The sequence below is a fragment of the Streptomyces sp. NPDC003027 genome (assembly GCF_053591435.1).
Map to the genome: position 1 here is coordinate 18280 of NZ_JBSFTU010000057.1, position 15796 is coordinate 34075.

Below are 15796 nucleotides of genomic sequence, written 5' to 3' on the forward strand. Positions count from 1 at the left end.
CCGCTCCCTCTTTACTGATCAGTAACGTCACTTGGGCCGGACTCTAGCGCGCGGGTCGGGGATCCGACAGAAGGAGGTTGTCCACAGGCTCTCTCCGCGTACGGCCGTGGCCAGTAATCTCGCGCCCATGGAGCAGAGGCATCTCGGACGTACCGGCCTGCGCGTGTCCCGCATCGGGCTCGGCACCCTCACGTGGGGGCGGGACACCGACGAGCATGACGCCGCCGACCAGTTGAAGGCGTTCTGGGAGGCGGGCGGCACGCTGGTCGACACCGCGGACGTGTACGGCGGGGGCGAGGCGGAGCATCTGCTCGGACAGCTCGTGGAACGGCTGGTGCCACGGCGTGATCTGGTCATCTCCACGAAGGCGGGCAGCGTGCCGGATCCCGACCGGCGGACGGACGGCTCGCGCGGCCACCTGCTGGCGGCCCTCGACGCGTCGCTGGAGCGGCTGGGGACCGACCACGTCGATCTGTGGCAGCTGCACGCCTTCGATCCGCACACCCCCCTGGAGGAGTCCCTCCAGGCGCTGGACATCGCCGTGAGCAGCGGCCGTGCCCGCTATGTGGGGGTGGCGAACTTCTGCGGCTGGCAGCTGGCGAAGGCGGGCACCTGGCAGCTCGGCGCCGCGAGCGGGTCCAGGACCAGGCTCGCGGCGACCCAGATGGAGTACTCCCTGCTGCAACGGGGCGTCGAGCGGGAAGTGCTCCCCGCGGCCCTCGATCTCGGGATAGGTCTGCTGCCGTCCTCGCCGCTGGGGCGCGGTGTGCTGACGGGCAAGTACCGGCACGGCACGCCGACGGACTCCCGGGGCGGCTCGGAGACCATGGCGCCGTTCGTCGAGCCCTATCTGGACGAGGCGGCCGGCCGGATCGTGGACGCGGTCGCCACGGCCGCGGACGGCCTCGCGGTCACGCCGTTGCAGGTGGCGCTCGCGTGGGTGCGCGACCGGCCCGGGGTCGTCGCCCCCATCGTCGGCGCGCGCAACGCCCGGCAGCTCACGGCCGCGCTGTCAGTGGAGACCCTTAGTCTTCCTGACGAGATCCGCCGGGCTCTCGACGACGTGTCGGCGCCCGTGCACCGCTATCCGGACCAGGACTGGAGCACCCTGTGACCGACCCTTCCCGGGAGACCACTCCCGAGGCCGCCGAGCCCGTGCGGGGCGAGAACGACGACGCCCTCGCGAGCCCGTCCGCCGCGGAGCCCGTGGCCGACGGGACACCGGAGGAAGCGACCGGCGAGGACGCACCTCCGGCCGACGCGGTCACCCCCACCGACGGCGACGGTGACGACGGAGACGACAGCCAGGACGCGGCGCCCGGTGCCGAAGCGCCCGGTGCCGAAGCGAGCGGCGCCGGCTCCGGGGAGGGCGCGGCGGACGCCGCCGCGGTCTCCGAGGCGCAGGCCGAGCTGGCCGCGCAGCGGGAGTTGCGGGCGCGGATCGAGCAGCGGAAGTCCGAGAAGGAAGCGCCGATCGAGGCCGGTGCGAAGCTCAGCGGCAAGGCCGCCGATCTGCTGGCGGCGGTGCGGGCCGTGGAGAGCGGTACGACATCGGGCACCGCGTTCTTCGAAGAACCGGAGCCCGCGCCCAGGCGCCCCGCCGCGGCGGTGCCGGCCGTGACGGCGCGGCCTGCCCCGAAGGAGCCGACGACCGCCCCGGAGACGCTGGCCGCCGTGCGGGAGGTCCTCGCGCGCGGTGGGGCGCCCGAAACGCTGGCCGGGCCGACCGCGGCCACCCTGGGCGAGGGCGCCGCGCAGGCGCTGCTCGACGATCCCTGGCAGCTGCTCTCCGTGCCCGGGGTCGGTCCCGAGCACGCCGACGGCTTCGCCCGCGCCCTGCTCGGCTCCGAGTGCGGCCCGGGCGACCCGCGCCGGGCCGTCGCCCTGGTCGTCTGGCTGCTCGAACGGGCCGCGGTGCGGGGGCATACGGCCCTGGAGGCCGCCGAGGTGCGGGCCGGCCTCGCCAAGCTCTCCCTGCCGGACCCGGACGGGGCTGTGCAGGAGGCGATCTCCGAGGGGGCGGTGCTCGTCTTCCAGGAGGGGGAAGCGCCGTCGCCGGAGGAGGAGCCCCTGGACGAGGGGGAGGCGGCGGAGTCCGAGGAGGCACCGGCCGCCGACGTTCCCGTGCTCCTGGGTCTCGACCGGTACGCCCTCGCCGAGGAGAGCCTGGCCGACGGGCTGGCCCGGCTGGTCAGGACCGTCTCCGGGGAGCGCTGGGAGGGCCCGGAGCTGGTGGCCGCCGCCGGGGCGCACGGTCTGGTGCTCCACACCGGCGGTGAGGCGGCCCGGGCCGAAGCCGTGGCGCTCGCCCGCGTGGCCCATGAGCGGGGCCTGCGGGTCGCGGTCGCCGTGCACAGCGAGAACGGCCGCCGCCGTCTCGGCGGCGGCGCGGTGACCGTGGCCGCCCTGCTGTCGGGCGAGGCGGGTCCTGGCCGTGACGAGGAGGGCGCGCTGGCGCTGGACCTGCTCGTCGTGCTGGACGCCCCGCAGCTGGACGTGGAGAGCGCCGCGATGCTCGTGGAGTCCCTGCCGGACGGCTGCCGTCTGGTCCTCAGCGGCGACCCGAACGTCCTCGGGTCCGCGGGCGCGGGCCGGGTGTTCGCCGATGCGCTGGCGGCCCGGGTGTGCCCGCAGATCGCCTCCCGGGTGCCCGACCCGGGCCCGATCGGGGAGCTCGTCTCGGGCATCGGCATCGGCGAGCTGAACCAGGTCGAGGCCCCGGGCAAGGAGGTTGTGATCGTCCCGGTCAGGGACGCGGGCGAGGCCGTGCACCGCACGGTGCAGCTGGTCGCCGACTCCGTCCCGCGGGCGATCGGAGTGCCGCCCGAGGAGACGCGGGTGATCACCGTCGGCCACAGCGGCTCCGCGGGAACCCGCGCGCTGAACGCCGCCCTGAAGCAGCGGCTCAACCCCGGTCCGGGCCGCTTCGGCGGCTTCGACCCGGGCGACCGGGTGGCCTACGTTCCCGCTCCGGGGCGGACGGTGGGCGCGACGGTCCTCGCGGCGGACGCCGAGGGGCTGCGGCTGGAGTCGGAGGGCGGCGAGAAGCTGCTCGTCCCGAAGGAGCGGGTGGAGGCGGCGCTGCGGCACGGCTGGGCGCTGACCGCGCACCAGGCGGCCGGGATGCGCTGGCCCGCGGTGGTCGTGGTCCTGCCGGGGGACGCGGCCCAGGGGCTCAGCCGGGCCTGGGTGTACACGGCGTTCGGTCGCGGCGAGCGTCATCTGTCGGTGGTGCACGGTGTGGATCAGGCGCTGCCCCGGGCGGTCGCCGAGGGCGTCTCCCAGGACCGCACCACCCGTCTGCGCCCGCTCCTCGAAGCCCTGCTGGCCGACGCGGAGGAGTAGGTCGTGGTCGTGTCCGGAAAGTCTCGCCTGTGCGGGACGGCGAAGGGCGGGGCCCCGTGAGGTGCCCCGCCCTTCGCGGGGCGGTCAGGCCCCCCGGCCCTTCAGGTCGTCGTCCGGCTCGTCGTCGAAGACGGCGCTGACGTCGAAGCGGCAGACGATCCGCTCCGGATCGGCGTGTTCGAAGGGGGCGCCGAGCCAGTCCCCCGGGTCGGGCAGCTCGTCGGCGGCACAGACCCAGAGGGTGGAGTCGCCCTCCTCCAGGCCGAACTCCTTGTGGCGCGAGGCGATCTCGTCCGGTTCGAACTCGCCGAAGAGCAACCCGAGCGCCGCGTGGGCGCCGGCGGCGACCACCGGGGTGGCGTCCGGGCCCTCCTCGTCGCTGTCCAGGTCGGCGATGCGCTGGGCCTGGGCGAGCAGTCGCTGCGGGTCCACCACGGCGTAGTCGCGGCGGATCAGCACGCTGAGGGCATGGGGCTCCTCGGGTCCGGCGTACGGCGGCAGGGAGTCGTCGGCGCCGGGGATCTCGAAGGGGGTGACCTCGTCGTACCGGTCGTAGAGCCGCTCGTCGTAGGCCTCGGCCGCCGAGGCGAGGGCGTTGAAGGCTTCGTAGACGGCCGGGTCGTCGTCCCCCGTGCGGCGTTCGACCGCCTCGAGGTGACGGTCCAGTGCGGCTTTGACCGCCTCGGCGGCGGCACGTACCTCGGCAGCGGTGGGCTGCGCAGCATCAGACATGGGACAGACGCTATCCGTACCGGGCCGGTGCCCGCACAATAGATGCGATGCCGGAATACGAATTTGTCGACGTGTACGTGCCGCGCGGCGTCTCCCGCAAGGAGGCGACGCGGCTCTTGACCGACCATGCCGAGTACGGACACTGGGAGTTGGACCGCCTGACCCTGCACCGGGACGGCAGCCGCAGAGTGCGGCTGCGCCGGCGCATCATCCGTCAGGTCCGCGCCACCTGGTGAGACGACAAGGGGCCCCGCCGCGCGGGGCCCCTGCGTACGCCTGCCGTCCTACGCGGACTGGCGGGCGCGGCGGTAGAGCACGGAGCCGGCGAGCAGCAGCCCGGCACCGGCCGGGAGGATCAGCCCGAGCGGGCCGGAGCCGGTCTCCGCGAGTTCCTCCGTGGCCTCCGGCTGCGTGATGGTGTGCGTACCGGGTGTGTTCGGCCCCTGCGGGGTGGCGGGGCCGTCGGGGGTCTCCCCGTCCCCGCCCGGCTTGCCCGGGTTATCGGGCTTGTCCGGATTCTCGGGGTTGCCAGGGTTGCCGGGGTTGCCGGGCTCTTGCGGGTGGCCCGGGTGCGTCGGCTCGACGCCGTTGCCGCACTCGTTGCCGAACGCCGGGTTGATGGCACCGACGCCCGTGACGCTGTTCCCGCAGACGTTCACGGGGACGTCGACCGGCACCTGCACGTTGTTGCCGGACCCGATGCCGGACGAGTTGTCGGTGCGCCCCTCGGCCGAGGAGCCGCCGCCCGGTCCTCCCGGGCGTCCCGGCTTGGAGGTGTTGGCACACGAGTTGCCGAACGTGGGGTTGAGCAGTCCGACGACGTTGACGGAGTTTCCGCACGCGTTCACCGGGATGTGCACCGGCACCTGGACGGTGTTGCCGGACGCGATGCCCGAGGAATTCGAGGACGTACCGGTCGCACCGGAGTCGGCGTGCGCGTAACCACCGCCGAGGGCGAGTACTCCGCCCGCGGCCGCAACGGTGATCAGGCCCTTGCGCGTGACCTGTCGCATAGGTTTTTCCCTGCCTTTTCGGCTTCTGCCTTCGCGGCTTCAGAAGAGGGCCTCGGACTCGGCGCCCGAGGCGGAAATGCCTACCGGCCCCGGAGTGCATGGCACGCACTCCGGGGCCGGCCTGGGCTCAGACCCCCATGGGTCGAGACACGACGTCAGGCGTTGACGCAGGTGTTGCCGAAGGTGGGGTTCAGCAGCCCGATCACGTTGACCGTGTTGCCGCACACGTTCACGGGGATGTGAATCGGCACCTGGAGGACGTTGCCCGAGAGCACGCCCGGGTTCGCGACAGCGGCACCGTGGGCACTCGAATCGGCAACGGCCATGCCCGCACCCGCGAGAACGAGACCGCCAGTGGCAACCGCAGCAGCGACGACCTTCTTGATCATTATTCCTCCTTGTTGGCAATGCGGTCCCGCGTTACCGCGGACCGCATCACCTGTAACGAGGGGGAGGTAATCAAGCTACGACTGTATGAGTGCATTCACTCTTTCGATCATGTACGTACGCGTGAACGAATATGAAGATCGGTTGATCAGGACGCGTCGATGAACCGGTCGAGGACGCGGACACCGAACGTGAGACCGTCGACCGGCACCCGCTCGTCCACGCCGTGGAACATGCCGGCGAAGTCCAGCTCCGGCGGCAGCTTGAGCGGCGCGAAGCCGAAGCAGCGGATACCGAGGTCGTCGAAGGACTTGGCGTCGGTGCCGCCGGAGAGCATGTACGGCACGGCCCGGGCGATCGGGTCCTCGGCCTTGAGGGCCAGCTGCATCGCGTCGACGAGGTCACCGTCGAAGCTGGTCTCCAGGGCCTTGTCCTCGTGTACGTCCTCACGCGTGACCCGAGGCCCCAGGATCCGGTCGAGATCGGCCAGGAACTCGTCCTCGTACCCCGGCAGGAACCGTCCGTCGACGTGCGCCGTGGCCTGCCCCGGGATCACGTTGACCTTGTAGCCGGCGCCGAGCATGGTCGGGGCGGCGGAGTTGCGCAGGGTGGCGCCGATCATCTTGGCGATGCCACCCAGCTTGGCGAGCGTGGCCTCCATGTCCTCGGGGTCGAGCGGAGTGCCCAGCGCGTCGGACAGCTCGTCCAGGAAGGACCGCACGGTCTTGGTCACCCTGACCGGCCACTGGTGTCGGCCCAGGCGCCCCACGGCCTCGCAGAGCTCGGTGATGGCGTTGTCGTTGTTGGTCATCGAGCCGTGTCCGGCCGTGCCCTCGACGGTCAGCCGCATCCAGTGCATGCCCTTCTGGGCCGTCTCGACCAGGTAGAGCCGCAGGTTCTCGTTGACGGTGAAGGAGAAGCCGCCGACCTCGCCGATGGCCTCCGTCACCCCGTCGAAGAGGTCCCGGTGGTGGTCGACCAGGTGGCGCGCGCCGTAGGTGCCGCCGGCCTCCTCGTCGGCGAGGAAGGCGAGGACGATGTCGCGCGGGGGCTTGCGGCCGCTGCGCAGCCGGTCCCGTACGACCGCGAGGGTCATCGCGTCCATGTCCTTCATGTCGACGGCGCCGCGGCCCCAGACGCAGCCGTCGGCGACCTCGCCGGAGAACGGGTGGTGCGTCCAGTCGTCCGCGTTGGCCGGCACGACGTCGGTGTGGCCGTGGATGAGCAGGGCCGGCCGGGACGGGTCCTCGCCCTCGATGCGGGCGACGGTGGAGGCCCGCCCCTTGTGCGACTCGATGATCTTCGGCTCGAGACCGACCTCGGCGAGCTTCTCGGCGATGTACTCCGCCGCCGCCCGCTCGCCCGGGCCCGAGTGGTCGCCGTAGTTGCTGGTGTCGATGCGGATGAGGTCGCGACAGAGGTCGACGACCTCGTTCTCGGCCGCCCCGCCGTCGGCGCTCCGGCCCGTGTTCGACTCGCTCACGCTGCTTCCTCCCACTACGTGCCCCACGTGGTTGCTGGTGATCCCCCTCATCCTCCCCCGCCCGGGCCCCCCGCCCAAGGGCGGTCCCCGGCCGACATCGGGCCGTCACACGCCACGCGGGTTTGGGCGGGGTCGGAGATGGGCACGGGGTGGTGATCGGCCGCCTCGATTGTTTGCTATGGTTTTCCACGTCGGAACGGCCCAGCTGCCGGAACGACAGACCACCTTGTCCGGGTGGCGGAATGGCAGACGCGCTAGCTTGAGGTGCTAGTGCCCTTTATCGGGCGTGGGGGTTCAAGTCCCCCCTCGGACACCAGCGAAGGACCCCACATGATGTGGGGTCCTTCTTGTTTGTGGACGAGGCGGCGGTGATTCCGGTGAGACGCAGAACGAAGCCCCCGGCCGCGCCGCTGCCCCCGCGGGAGGGGGTCGATCCGGTGCGGGTGCGGCTGCCCGGGGATCCGGGCGGGGTCTGGGGCACCGTCGGGGATCATCTGCGGGATCGGTTCGGGGACGCCGTCGGGGGCGCGCGGGTGGCGGAGATGTTGCGGGGCGGGCGGTTCGTCGGGGTGGACGGGGTCGTTTCCGGCGAGGAGCCGTACACCGCCGGGATGTATCTCTGGTTCCACCGGGACTTTCCGGTGGAGGCGCGGGTGCCCTTCGAGATCGGGGTCGTGTACCGGGACGAGCGGATCGTCGTCGTCGACAAGCCGCACTTCCTGGCGACGATGCCGCGTGGGCGGCATGTGACCGAGACGGTGCTGGCGCGGCTGCGGCGGGAGCTGGGGCTGCCCGGGGTGCAGCCCGCGCACCGGCTGGACCGGCTGACGGCGGGCCTGGTGCTGTGCGTCGTGCGGCCCGGGGACCGGGGGGCGTACCAGACGCTGTTCCGGGACCGGCTGGTCGGCAAGGAGTACGAGGCGGTGGCACCGTACGATCCCGCGGTCGCGCTGCCGGTGACGGTGCGGAGCCGGATCGTGAAGGAGCGCGGGGTGATGGCCGCGCGGGAGGAGCCGGGCGAGCCGAACAGCGAGAGCCGGGTCGAGCTGGTGGAGCACCGGGGCGGTCTGGGGCGGTACCGGCTGCTGCCCACGACCGGGCAGACCCATCAGCTGCGGGTGCACATGAACGCCCTGGGGCTGCCGATCCTGAACGACCCCGTCTATCCCGTGGTCCGTGAGGACGGGCCGGAGGACTTCGGCCGTCCGCTGCAACTGCTCGCGCGGAGGCTGGAGTTCACCGACCCGGTCACGGGTGTCGGTATGCGGTTCGAGAGCCGGCAGCGGCTCAGTGGCCTCGGTTGATCCACTCCTCCAGGTGCGGGGCCTCGGCGCCGATCGTCGTGGGGTCGCCGTGCCCGGTGCGTACGACCGTCTCCGGCGGGAGGGTCAGGAGGCGGTCCCTGATCGAGTCGACGATGGTCGGGAAGTCGGAGAAGGACCGGCCCGTCGCGCCGGGGCCGCCCTGGAAGAGGGTGTCGCCGGTGAAGACCGTGGCCAGGTCGGGGGCGTACAGGCAGACCGCTCCGGGGGCGTGACCGGGGGTGTGGAGGACCCTGAGGTCCGTCCCCGCGATGGTCAGGGTCTGACCGTCGGTGAGGTCGCCGTCCGGGGTGTGGTCGGGGTGGGTCTGCTTCCACAGCGGCTGGTCGTCGGGGTGGAGCAGGATCCGGGCGCCGGTGGCGGCGGCGAGGGCCGGTGCGGCGTCGATGTGGTCGTTGTGCGCGTGGGTGCAGACGATGGCGCGCAGGGTGCGGCCGTCGAGCGCCGCGAGGATGGCTTGGGCGTCGTGGGCGGCGTCGATGACGATCGCCTCCGCGTCGTCGCCGACGATCCAGACGTTGTTGTCGACGTCCCAGGTGCCGCCGTCGAGCGAGAAGGTGCCGGAGGTGACCAGGTGGTCGATGCGGGCGGCCATCAGAGGACCACCACCGAGCGCAGGACGTCGCCGTCGTGCATGCGGGCGAAGGCCTTCTCCACGTCGCCGAGGCCGATGGTCTCGGTGACGAAGGCGCCGAGGTCGATGCGGCCCTGCTGGTGCAGGTCGATGAGCATGGGGAAGTCCCGGGACGGCAGGCAGTCGCCGTACCAGGACGACTTGAGCGCGCCGCCGCGGCCGAAGACGTCGAGGAGCGGGAGTTCCAGCGTCATCTCGGGGGTGGGGACGCCGACGAGGACGACGGTGCCGGCGAGGTCGCGGGCGTAGAAGGCCTGTGTGTACGTCTCCGGGCGGCCGACGGCCTCGATGACGACGTCGGCGCCGAAGCCGCCGGTGAGTTCGCGGATGGCCTCGACGGGGTCGGTGGTACGGGAGTTGACGGTGTGGGTGGCGCCCATCGACCGTGCCGTGTCGAGTTTGCGGTCGTCGATGTCGACGGCGATGATCTTCGCCGCTCCGGCGAGCCGGGAGCCGACGACGGCCGCGTCGCCGACGCCGCCGCAGCCGATGACGGCGACGGTGTCACCGCGGCCGACGTCTCCCGTGTTGATGGCGGCGCCGATGCCGGCCATGACGCCGCAGCCGAGGAGACCGGCGACCTCGGGGGCGACCGAGGGGTCGACCTTGGTGCACTGGCCGGCGGCGACGAGGGTCTTCTCCGCGAAGGCGCCGATGCCGAGCGCCGGGGAGAGCTCCGTCCCGTCGGGCAAGGTCATCTTCTGCCGCGCGTTGTGGGTGTCGAAGCAGTACTGGGGGCGGCCGCGCAGGCAGGCCCGGCAGGCGCCGCACACCGCGCGCCAGTTGAGGACGACGAAGTCGCCGGGGGCCACGTCGGTGACTCCGGCGCCCACCGACTCGACGACGCCCGCGGCCTCGTGGCCGAGGAGGAAGGGGAAGTCGTCGTTGATGCCGCCCTGTTTGTAGTGGAGGTCGGTGTGGCAGACACCGCAGGCCTGGATCCTCACCACGGCCTCACCCGGTCCGGGATCGGGGATCACGATCGTCTCGATCCGCACGGGCTCGTTCCTGCCGGGTGCGACGACCCCCTGGACTTGCTGCGACATGGCAGACACCCCTTCGCTGGTAAGGCTCTTGGGTACCACTATCTCCTGACGCGCGCGAGACCCCCGCAGAGCGCGCCTGCGGGGGTCTCGTCACTCGCGGGGACGGAGGAGGGTTCAGTCCTTGTGCGTGGCCGCGGTCGCGCGGACCCGCTTGCGGACCAGGAACCAGCCGCCGACCAGCATCAGGGCGATGAGCGGGAGGCAGTTCACCGTGGTGCGGCTGATGCCGCCGTCCATCCACATCAGGACGAGGACCGAGCCGAGGAAGAACAGCGTGACGAGCTGGGTGTAGGGCGCCCAGGGCAGCCGGTAGCCGGGCCGGGTGACCAGTCCTTCCTTGGAGCGGTTCACGAACAGCAGCGAGCAGACCATGATCATGGCCCAGGTGCCGATGATGCCGATGGAGGCGAAGTTCAGCACGAGCTCGAAGGCCTCGCCGGGCATGACGTAGTTCAGCCCGACGCCGAGGACACCGAAGGCGGCGGTGAGCAGGATGCCGCCGTAGGGGACGCCGCCCTTGTTCATGACGCCGGTGAACTTGGGGGCGGAGCCCGCCAGGGACATGGAGCGCAGGATCCGGCCGGTCGAGTAGAGGCCCGAGTTGAGGCTGGAGAGCGCGGCGGTGAGGACGACCAGGTTCATCACGCCGGCGGCGCCGGGGACACCGAGCTTGTCGAAGACCGTGACGAAGGGGCTCTGGTCGCCGGAGTACGCGGTGTACGGGAGCAGCAGGGCGAGCAGGACGACGGAACCGACGTAGAAGAGGCCCACGCGCCACATGATCGAGTTGATCGCCCTCGGCATGATCTTCTCGGGGTTCTCGGTCTCACCGGCGGCGACGCCGCACAGCTCGACGGAGGCGTACGCGAAGACGACACCCTGGATCAGCAGCAGCATCGGCATGACACCGCTGGGGAAGATGCCGCCGTTGTCCGTGATGGTGGAGAGGCCCGGGGTGTGGCCGCCGACGTCGTGCGACGTCACGATCAGGAAGATGCCGATCAGCATGAAGGCGACGAGGGCGCCGACCTTGATGATCGCGAACCAGAACTCCATCTCGCCGAAGTACTTCACCGAGATGAGGTTGGCGGCGAGGACGACCGCGAGGGCGATCAGGGCCAGGATCCACTGCGGGACGTCGCTGAACATCGCCCAGAAGTGGGCGTAGGTGGCGGCCGCGGTGATGTCGGCGATGGCGGTCGTCGACCAGTTCAGGAAGTAGAGCCAGCCGGCGGTGTAGGCGCCCTTCTCGCCCATGAACTCACGGGCGTACGAGACGAAGGCGCCGGAGGAGGGGCGGTACAGGACCAGCTCGCCGAGGGCCCGCACCACGAAGAAGGCGAAGACGCCGCAGACCGCGTAGGCGATGAAGAGGGACGGTCCGGCGTTGGCCATGCGGCCGCCGGCACCGAGGAACAGTCCGGTGCCGATGGCGCCACCGATGGCGATCATGTTGATGTGCCGGGACTTCAGGTCCTTGCGGTACCCGGCGTCACCGGCGTCGACGTGGGGGGAGCCCGCCGGTGCCGGTGGCGTGGCGGACAGCGTGTCGGCCGCAGGGGAGATGCGGTCACTCATGGAGTTGTTCGCCTTCGTGAGGGGGGAGGGTCTGTGCGGTACCCGGCCGCGCGCGCGTGGAGGTCTTCCATCACACGGCCAGCGGACATACTCACGGCAAAGCGGGGTTCTCAGCAGTGGCCAATGTCACTGATCGCCCTTATTTGAGCTACTTCTGAGGTTGCGCGACGGTGTACGGGGCGCGTCGGCGGCGGGTCGGGGTGCTTACGGAGCGAGGACGTCCAGCTCCTTGAGAGCGCCGACCGCGATCTGGCGGGTCAGCTCCTCGGCGCGGGTCGCGTCCCTCTCCCGTACCGCCTCGGCCACCTGGACATGGAGGGTGACGGCGGACGGGTCCGGGTCCTCGAACATCACCTGGTGGTGCGTGCGGCCGGTGAGGACCTCGGCGACGACGTCGCCGAGCCTGGCGAACATCTCGTTGCCGGAGGCGTTGAGCACGACCCGGTGGAAGGCGATGTCGTGGACGAGGTACGCCTCCAGCTGTCGGCCGCGCGAGGTGGCGACCATGCCGAGCGCCTGCTCGGTGAGCTCGCGGCACTGCTCGGGGGTGGCATGGGCGGCGGCGAGGCCGGCCGCGACCGGTTCGACCGCCGAGCGCAGCACGGTCAGCGAGCGCAGCTGACGGGGGCGGTCGGCCCCGGCCAGGCGCCAGCGGATGACCTGGGGGTCGTACACGTTCCACTGCTCCGTCGGCAGGACGGTCACGCCGACGCGGCGGCGGGACTCGACGAGGCGCATGGACTCCAGGACGCGCACGACCTCGCGGACCACCGTCCGGGAGACGTCGAAGCGCTGGGCGAGCTCGTCGGTGCGCAGCACGCTGCCGGGCGGGTACTCCCCCGCGGTGATCGCGAGGCCCAGGGTGGCGAGGACGTGCGGGTGGAGCCCCTGGGCCGGTGTCGTCATGGGGTCAGCCTATGCAACGACCCAGGACCGAACGAAAAGTATGACTTTTAAGTCACAGGCTCTTGAATAAGTCGTACCCAATAGGTTTCATGAGCGCGACGGAATCGATGTCGAAGAAGACAGCGAGGCACCACCCATGAGCACCACCCCGCAGACGGCACGCCCGGCGCCCCCGGTCGTCGTCGTGATGGGCGTCGCCGGCACCGGCAAGACCACCATCGGTCCGCTGGTCGCCGACGCGCTCGGCGTCCCCTACGCCGAGGGCGACGACTTCCATCCGGCCGCGAACGTCGCCAAGATGTCGGCCGGCGTCCCGCTGGACGACGAGGACCGCGGTCCCTGGCTCGACGCGATCGGGCAGTGGGCGCACGGCAGGGCGGGGCTCGGCGGAGTGGTGAGCAGCTCCGCGCTCAAGCGGATCTACCGGGACCGGCTGCGGGCGGCGGCCCCGGGGGTGGTCTTCCTCCATCTGACCGGCGCGCGCGAGCTGATCGAGCGGCGGATGACGGCCCGCAAGGGCCACTTCATGCCGACCGCGCTGCTGGACTCGCAGTTCGCCGCCCTACAGCCCCTCGAGGACGACGAGGCCGGCGTCGCCGTCGACGTCTCCAGATCCCCCGAGGAGATCACCGGCCGGGCCGTCGCCGCGCTGCGCGCGCTCGCCGGCTGAGGTCCGTCCGCCGCACCTCGTACGCCCCGCTGTACCTCCCTCTGCCGTACCCGTCCCCTAAGGAACCCACCGTGACCAGTCTCAGCGTCGAGATGCTGGCAGCGGACGCCGTCGAGCCGATCACCTCGGCCGGCAACGCCCAGCTGGGCATAGCCGTGCTCGCGGGCATCGCCGCCATCGTCCTGCTCATCACCAAGTTCAAGCTGCACGCCTTCCTGGCGCTGACCATCGGGTCCCTGGGCCTGGGCGCCTTCGCGGGGGCCCCGCTCGCGGCGACCATCGGCTCCTTCACCACCGGGCTCGGCAACACCGTCGCCGGGGTGGGCGTACTGATCGCCCTCGGCGCCATCCTGGGCAAGCTCCTCGCGGACTCCGGGGGTGCCGACCAGATCGTCGACACGATCCTCGCCAAGGCGGGAGGCCGGGCCATGCCGTGGGCGATGGTGCTGATCGCCTCCGTCATCGGCCTGCCGCTGTTCTTCGAGGTCGGCATCGTGCTGCTGATCCCGGTGGTGCTGCTGGTCGCCAAGCGCGGTGACTACTCACTGATGCGGATCGGTGTCCCCGCCCTCGCCGGCCTCTCCGTGATGCACGGACTGATCCCGCCGCACCCCGGACCACTGGTCGCCATCGACGCGCTCGGTGCCGACCTCGGCATCACCCTCGCGCTGGGCGTCCTGGTCGCCGTTCCGACCGTGATCATCGCCGGTCCGCTCTTCGCCCGGTACGCCGCGCGCTGGGTGGACATCCCGGCACCGGAGAACATGATCCCGGCCCGGCCGTCGGAGGACCTGGAGAAGCGCCCCGGTTTCGGCGCCACCGTCGCCACGGTGCTGCTGCCGGTCGTCCTGATGCTGGTCAAGGCCCTGGTCGACATCGTCGTCGACGACCCGGCCAACGGTCTGCAGAAGGTCACCGACGTCATCGGCTCGCCGCTGATCGCGCTGCTCGCGGCCGTGATCGTGGGTCTGTTCACCCTGGGGCGCGCGGCCGGCCTCAGCCGGCAGCGGCTCTCCTCGACCGTCGAAAAGTCCCTCGCCCCGATCGCGGGCGTGCTGATGATCGTCGGCGCGGGCGGCGGTTTCAAGCAGACCCTGATCGACGTCGGCGTGGGCCGGATGATCCTGGACTTCTCCAAGGACTGGTCGATCCCCGCGCTGCTGCTCGCCTGGCTGATCGCGGTGGCGATCCGGCTCGCGACGGGCTCGGCGACGGTGGCGACGATCTCGGCCGCCGGTCTGGTGGCCCCGCTCGCCGAGGGCATGTCGGCGAGCGAGAGCGCGCTGCTGGTCCTGGCGATCGGTGCCGGTTCGCTCTTCTTCAGCCATGTGAACGACGCGGGGTTCTGGCTGGTGAAGGAGTACTTCGGGATGGACGTCGGCCAGACGATCAAGACCTGGTCGGTGATGGAGACGATCATCTCGGTCGTCGGCATCGTCTTCGTGCTGCTGCTCTCCCTGGTGTTGTAGCCGTACGATCCCGGGTGCTGTAGTCGTACGCAATCGTGCGGCGCGGGCCGGTCGTGGCTGACACACTGTCGGCCATGACCGGCCCTCACGCGCTCAAGCCGTTCCTGCTCGCCTTTCCCGGACCGCTGCGGGACCGACTCGTGGCCGCGGTGCTCTCCGGCGAGAAGACCTCGACGACGGGACTCTTCGCCGAGTGGGAGGCGGAGAAGGAGGAGCTGCCCGAAGTGGGCGAGCGCTCGGCGCTCATCGACTCCGACGGGCGCGAGGTGGCGGTCGTGGAGGTGACGGAGGTACGGGTCCTGCCGCTGGGTGACGTCGGTCTCCAGCACGCGCTCGACGAGGGCGAGGGACACACGTCGGTGGCCGAGTGGCGGGCCGATCACGAGCGTTTCTGGCACAGCGACGAGATGCGCGAGGCGATGGGCGATCCGGCGTTCACGGTCGACGACGCGACGATGGTGGTGGCGGAGCGCTTCCGGGTGGTGGAACTGCTCGCGCCCACCTCCGCCGAGTCACCGAAGCGGCCGACCGCGAGGCGGGACGCGCCGTAGGGTCGCGTCCACCGCCTGGCAGCCAGGGCAGGGGGCCCGGTGGACTCAGTGGAGGCAGAGGCAGAACGGATGGCCGGCCGGGTCCGCGTAGACCCGCCAGTTCGCCCCCGGGCGGAGCTGGTCCGTCCGCTCCAGCACGGTCGCGCCGAGGGCGAGCGCCCGCTTCTCCTCACCGTCGAGATCGTCCACGTCGAAGTCCAGATGGAGCTGCTGTGGGCGCTCCTGGCCGGGCCATTCGGGCGGTCGGTAGCCGTCCACCCGCTGGCAGGCCAGCGGTGTCCCCTCGAACCCGTGCACCTCGACCCAGTCGTCGTCGCCGGAGTCCGCGACCACCCGGCCGCCGAGCAGTTCCGCGTAGAACTCTGCGAGCCGTACCGGATCGGCGCAGTCCAGCGCGACCGCCTGCAGCTTTCGAATCACTTCTGACACTCCTCGCTCTTCGGCCGCTTCCGCGACATCCGTACGGCAGGGGTCGTACCCGCCGACGCGCCGCGCAAGCCCGGCGGCACCACGGCCCTGGCTACACCTAGGGCCTCTCGTTTGGATCATGCCGGGCTCGCGTGCCCTGGCACCGCGCCTCGCCGCGTTGTCGTCGGTCGCCAACGCTCCGCGTTGACTCCCTCCTCCGCCTTGCGATCCGTCCCCTCGGCCCTGGCGGGC

General features: G+C 71.4%; 16 protein-coding genes and 1 tRNA gene. 8 read left to right on the forward strand and 9 right to left on the reverse strand.

What is annotated here, in order from left to right; all coding sequences use genetic code 11:
• The first annotated feature begins 127 nt into the window (after positions 1-127).
• Positions 128-1114 (forward strand): aldo/keto reductase, encoded by a 987-nt coding sequence (locus ACWDX6_RS28075; RefSeq protein WP_451487677.1) that lies wholly within the window; start codon positions 128-130, stop codon positions 1112-1114.
• On the forward strand, positions 1111-3345 hold the full coding sequence (locus ACWDX6_RS28080) for a helix-hairpin-helix domain-containing protein (RefSeq protein WP_451487678.1): 2235 nt from the start codon (positions 1111-1113) through the stop codon (positions 3343-3345). The genes ACWDX6_RS28075 and ACWDX6_RS28080 overlap by 4 nt, the downstream gene beginning before the upstream one ends.
• 84 nt (positions 3346-3429) lie before the next feature.
• On the opposite strand, the gene ACWDX6_RS28085 is transcribed toward ACWDX6_RS28080, so the two are convergent.
• On the reverse strand, positions 3430-4077 hold the full coding sequence (locus tag ACWDX6_RS28085) for a hypothetical protein (RefSeq protein WP_451487679.1): 648 nt from the start codon (positions 4075-4077) through the stop codon (positions 3430-3432).
• A 47-nt stretch (positions 4078-4124) separates the two neighbouring features.
• On the opposite strand from ACWDX6_RS28085, the gene ACWDX6_RS28090 reads away from it, so the two are divergent.
• Complete coding sequence (locus ACWDX6_RS28090) at positions 4125-4313, forward strand: DUF5703 family protein (RefSeq protein WP_100106356.1); 189 nt, start codon at positions 4125-4127, stop codon at positions 4311-4313.
• Between the two features lie 48 nt (positions 4314-4361).
• Here the strand turns inward: ACWDX6_RS28090 and ACWDX6_RS28095 are convergent, their stop codons facing one another.
• The 3 genes from ACWDX6_RS28095 to ACWDX6_RS28105 form a co-directional block, all read right to left on the reverse strand.
• Positions 4362-5090 (reverse strand): chaplin, encoded by a 729-nt coding sequence (locus ACWDX6_RS28095; RefSeq protein ID WP_451487680.1) that lies wholly within the window; start codon positions 5088-5090, stop codon positions 4362-4364.
• A 155-nt stretch (positions 5091-5245) separates the two neighbouring features.
• Positions 5246-5479 carry a chaplin gene (locus tag ACWDX6_RS28100; RefSeq protein ID WP_451487681.1) on the reverse strand — a complete coding sequence of 78 codons (234 nt, stop codon included), beginning with the start codon at positions 5477-5479 and terminating at the stop codon, positions 5246-5248.
• Positions 5480-5625: 146 nt separating this feature from the next.
• Positions 5626-6960 carry a M20/M25/M40 family metallo-hydrolase gene (locus ACWDX6_RS28105; protein ID WP_451487682.1) on the reverse strand — a complete coding sequence of 445 codons (1335 nt, stop codon included), beginning with the start codon at positions 6958-6960 and terminating at the stop codon, positions 5626-5628.
• A gap of 228 nt (positions 6961-7188) precedes the next feature.
• On the opposite strand from ACWDX6_RS28105, the gene ACWDX6_RS28110 reads away from it, so the two are divergent.
• Together ACWDX6_RS28110 and ACWDX6_RS28115 are read left to right on the forward strand one after the other, a co-directional pair.
• Positions 7189-7276: transfer RNA gene (locus tag ACWDX6_RS28110), tRNA-Leu, on the forward strand.
• A gap of 61 nt (positions 7277-7337) precedes the next feature.
• Entirely contained in the window at positions 7338-8264 is a 927-nt protein-coding gene (locus tag ACWDX6_RS28115) for a pseudouridine synthase (protein ID WP_451487683.1), read from the forward strand.
• On the opposite strand, the gene ACWDX6_RS28120 is transcribed toward ACWDX6_RS28115, so the two are convergent.
• The 4 genes from ACWDX6_RS28120 to ACWDX6_RS28135 all read right to left on the reverse strand — a co-directional run bounded on the left by ACWDX6_RS28120 (position 8248) and on the right by ACWDX6_RS28135 (position 12446).
• Positions 8248-8877: an MBL fold metallo-hydrolase gene (locus ACWDX6_RS28120; protein WP_451487684.1), complete on the reverse strand. Its 630-nt coding sequence runs from the start codon at positions 8875-8877 to the stop codon at positions 8248-8250. The two genes, ACWDX6_RS28115 and ACWDX6_RS28120, sit on opposite strands and share 17 nt — an antisense overlap.
• Positions 8877-9962, reverse strand: a complete 1086-nt coding sequence (locus ACWDX6_RS28125; RefSeq protein ID WP_451487685.1) for an S-(hydroxymethyl)mycothiol dehydrogenase — start codon at positions 9960-9962, stop codon at positions 8877-8879. Before ACWDX6_RS28125 ends, ACWDX6_RS28120 begins: the two co-directional genes overlap by 1 nt.
• 114 nt (positions 9963-10076) lie before the next feature.
• Positions 10077-11540, reverse strand: a complete 1464-nt coding sequence (locus ACWDX6_RS28130; protein ID WP_451487686.1) for an amino acid permease — start codon at positions 11538-11540, stop codon at positions 10077-10079.
• Positions 11541-11744: 204 nt separating this feature from the next.
• Positions 11745-12446: a FadR/GntR family transcriptional regulator gene (locus tag ACWDX6_RS28135; protein ID WP_451487687.1), complete on the reverse strand. Its 702-nt coding sequence runs from the start codon at positions 12444-12446 to the stop codon at positions 11745-11747.
• Between the two features lie 136 nt (positions 12447-12582).
• Here ACWDX6_RS28135 and ACWDX6_RS28140 point away from each other — a divergent pair, with 136 nt between their 5' ends.
• From ACWDX6_RS28140 to ACWDX6_RS28150, 3 genes are all read left to right on the forward strand, one after another.
• Complete coding sequence (locus tag ACWDX6_RS28140; RefSeq protein ID WP_451487688.1) at positions 12583-13116, forward strand: gluconokinase; 534 nt, start codon at positions 12583-12585, stop codon at positions 13114-13116.
• A gap of 71 nt (positions 13117-13187) precedes the next feature.
• Positions 13188-14585, forward strand: coding sequence for a GntP family permease (locus ACWDX6_RS28145; RefSeq protein ID WP_451487689.1), 1398 nt, complete (start codon positions 13188-13190; stop codon positions 14583-14585).
• Between the two features lie 74 nt (positions 14586-14659).
• The gene (locus ACWDX6_RS28150) at positions 14660-15136 is read left to right on the forward strand and encodes an ASCH domain-containing protein (protein WP_451487690.1); all 477 of its coding nucleotides are present in this window, start codon (positions 14660-14662) and stop codon (positions 15134-15136) included.
• Between the two features lie 45 nt (positions 15137-15181).
• On the opposite strand, the gene ACWDX6_RS28155 is transcribed toward ACWDX6_RS28150, so the two are convergent.
• On the reverse strand, positions 15182-15556 hold the full coding sequence (locus tag ACWDX6_RS28155) for a VOC family protein (RefSeq protein WP_451487691.1): 375 nt from the start codon (positions 15554-15556) through the stop codon (positions 15182-15184).
• Positions 15557-15796: the final 240 nt, after the last annotated feature.

Bases quoted from the DNA above. Each gene is read 5' to 3' on its own strand.
- ACWDX6_RS28075 (WP_451487677.1), top strand. From the start codon at position 128: ATGGAGCAGAGGCATCTCGGACGTACCGGCCTGCGCGTGTCCCGCATC.
- ACWDX6_RS28085 (WP_451487679.1), bottom strand. From the start codon at position 4,077: ATGTCTGATGCTGCGCAGCCCACCGCTGCCGAGGTACGTGCCGCCGCC.
- ACWDX6_RS28090 (WP_100106356.1), top strand. From the start codon at position 4,125: ATGCCGGAATACGAATTTGTCGACGTGTACGTGCCGCGCGGCGTCTCC.
- ACWDX6_RS28095 (WP_451487680.1), bottom strand. From the start codon at position 5,090: ATGCGACAGGTCACGCGCAAGGGCCTGATCACCGTTGCGGCCGCGGGC.
- ACWDX6_RS28100 (WP_451487681.1), bottom strand. From the start codon at position 5,479: ATGATCAAGAAGGTCGTCGCTGCTGCGGTTGCCACTGGCGGTCTCGTT.
- ACWDX6_RS28120 (WP_451487684.1), bottom strand. From the start codon at position 8,877: ATGGCCGCCCGCATCGACCACCTGGTCACCTCCGGCACCTTCTCGCTC.
- ACWDX6_RS28125 (WP_451487685.1), bottom strand. From the start codon at position 9,962: ATGTCGCAGCAAGTCCAGGGGGTCGTCGCACCCGGCAGGAACGAGCCC.
- ACWDX6_RS28130 (WP_451487686.1), bottom strand. From the start codon at position 11,540: ATGAGTGACCGCATCTCCCCTGCGGCCGACACGCTGTCCGCCACGCCA.
- ACWDX6_RS28135 (WP_451487687.1), bottom strand. From the start codon at position 12,446: ATGACGACACCGGCCCAGGGGCTCCACCCGCACGTCCTCGCCACCCTG.
- ACWDX6_RS28140 (WP_451487688.1), top strand. From the start codon at position 12,583: ATGAGCACCACCCCGCAGACGGCACGCCCGGCGCCCCCGGTCGTCGTC.
- ACWDX6_RS28150 (WP_451487690.1), top strand. From the start codon at position 14,660: ATGACCGGCCCTCACGCGCTCAAGCCGTTCCTGCTCGCCTTTCCCGGA.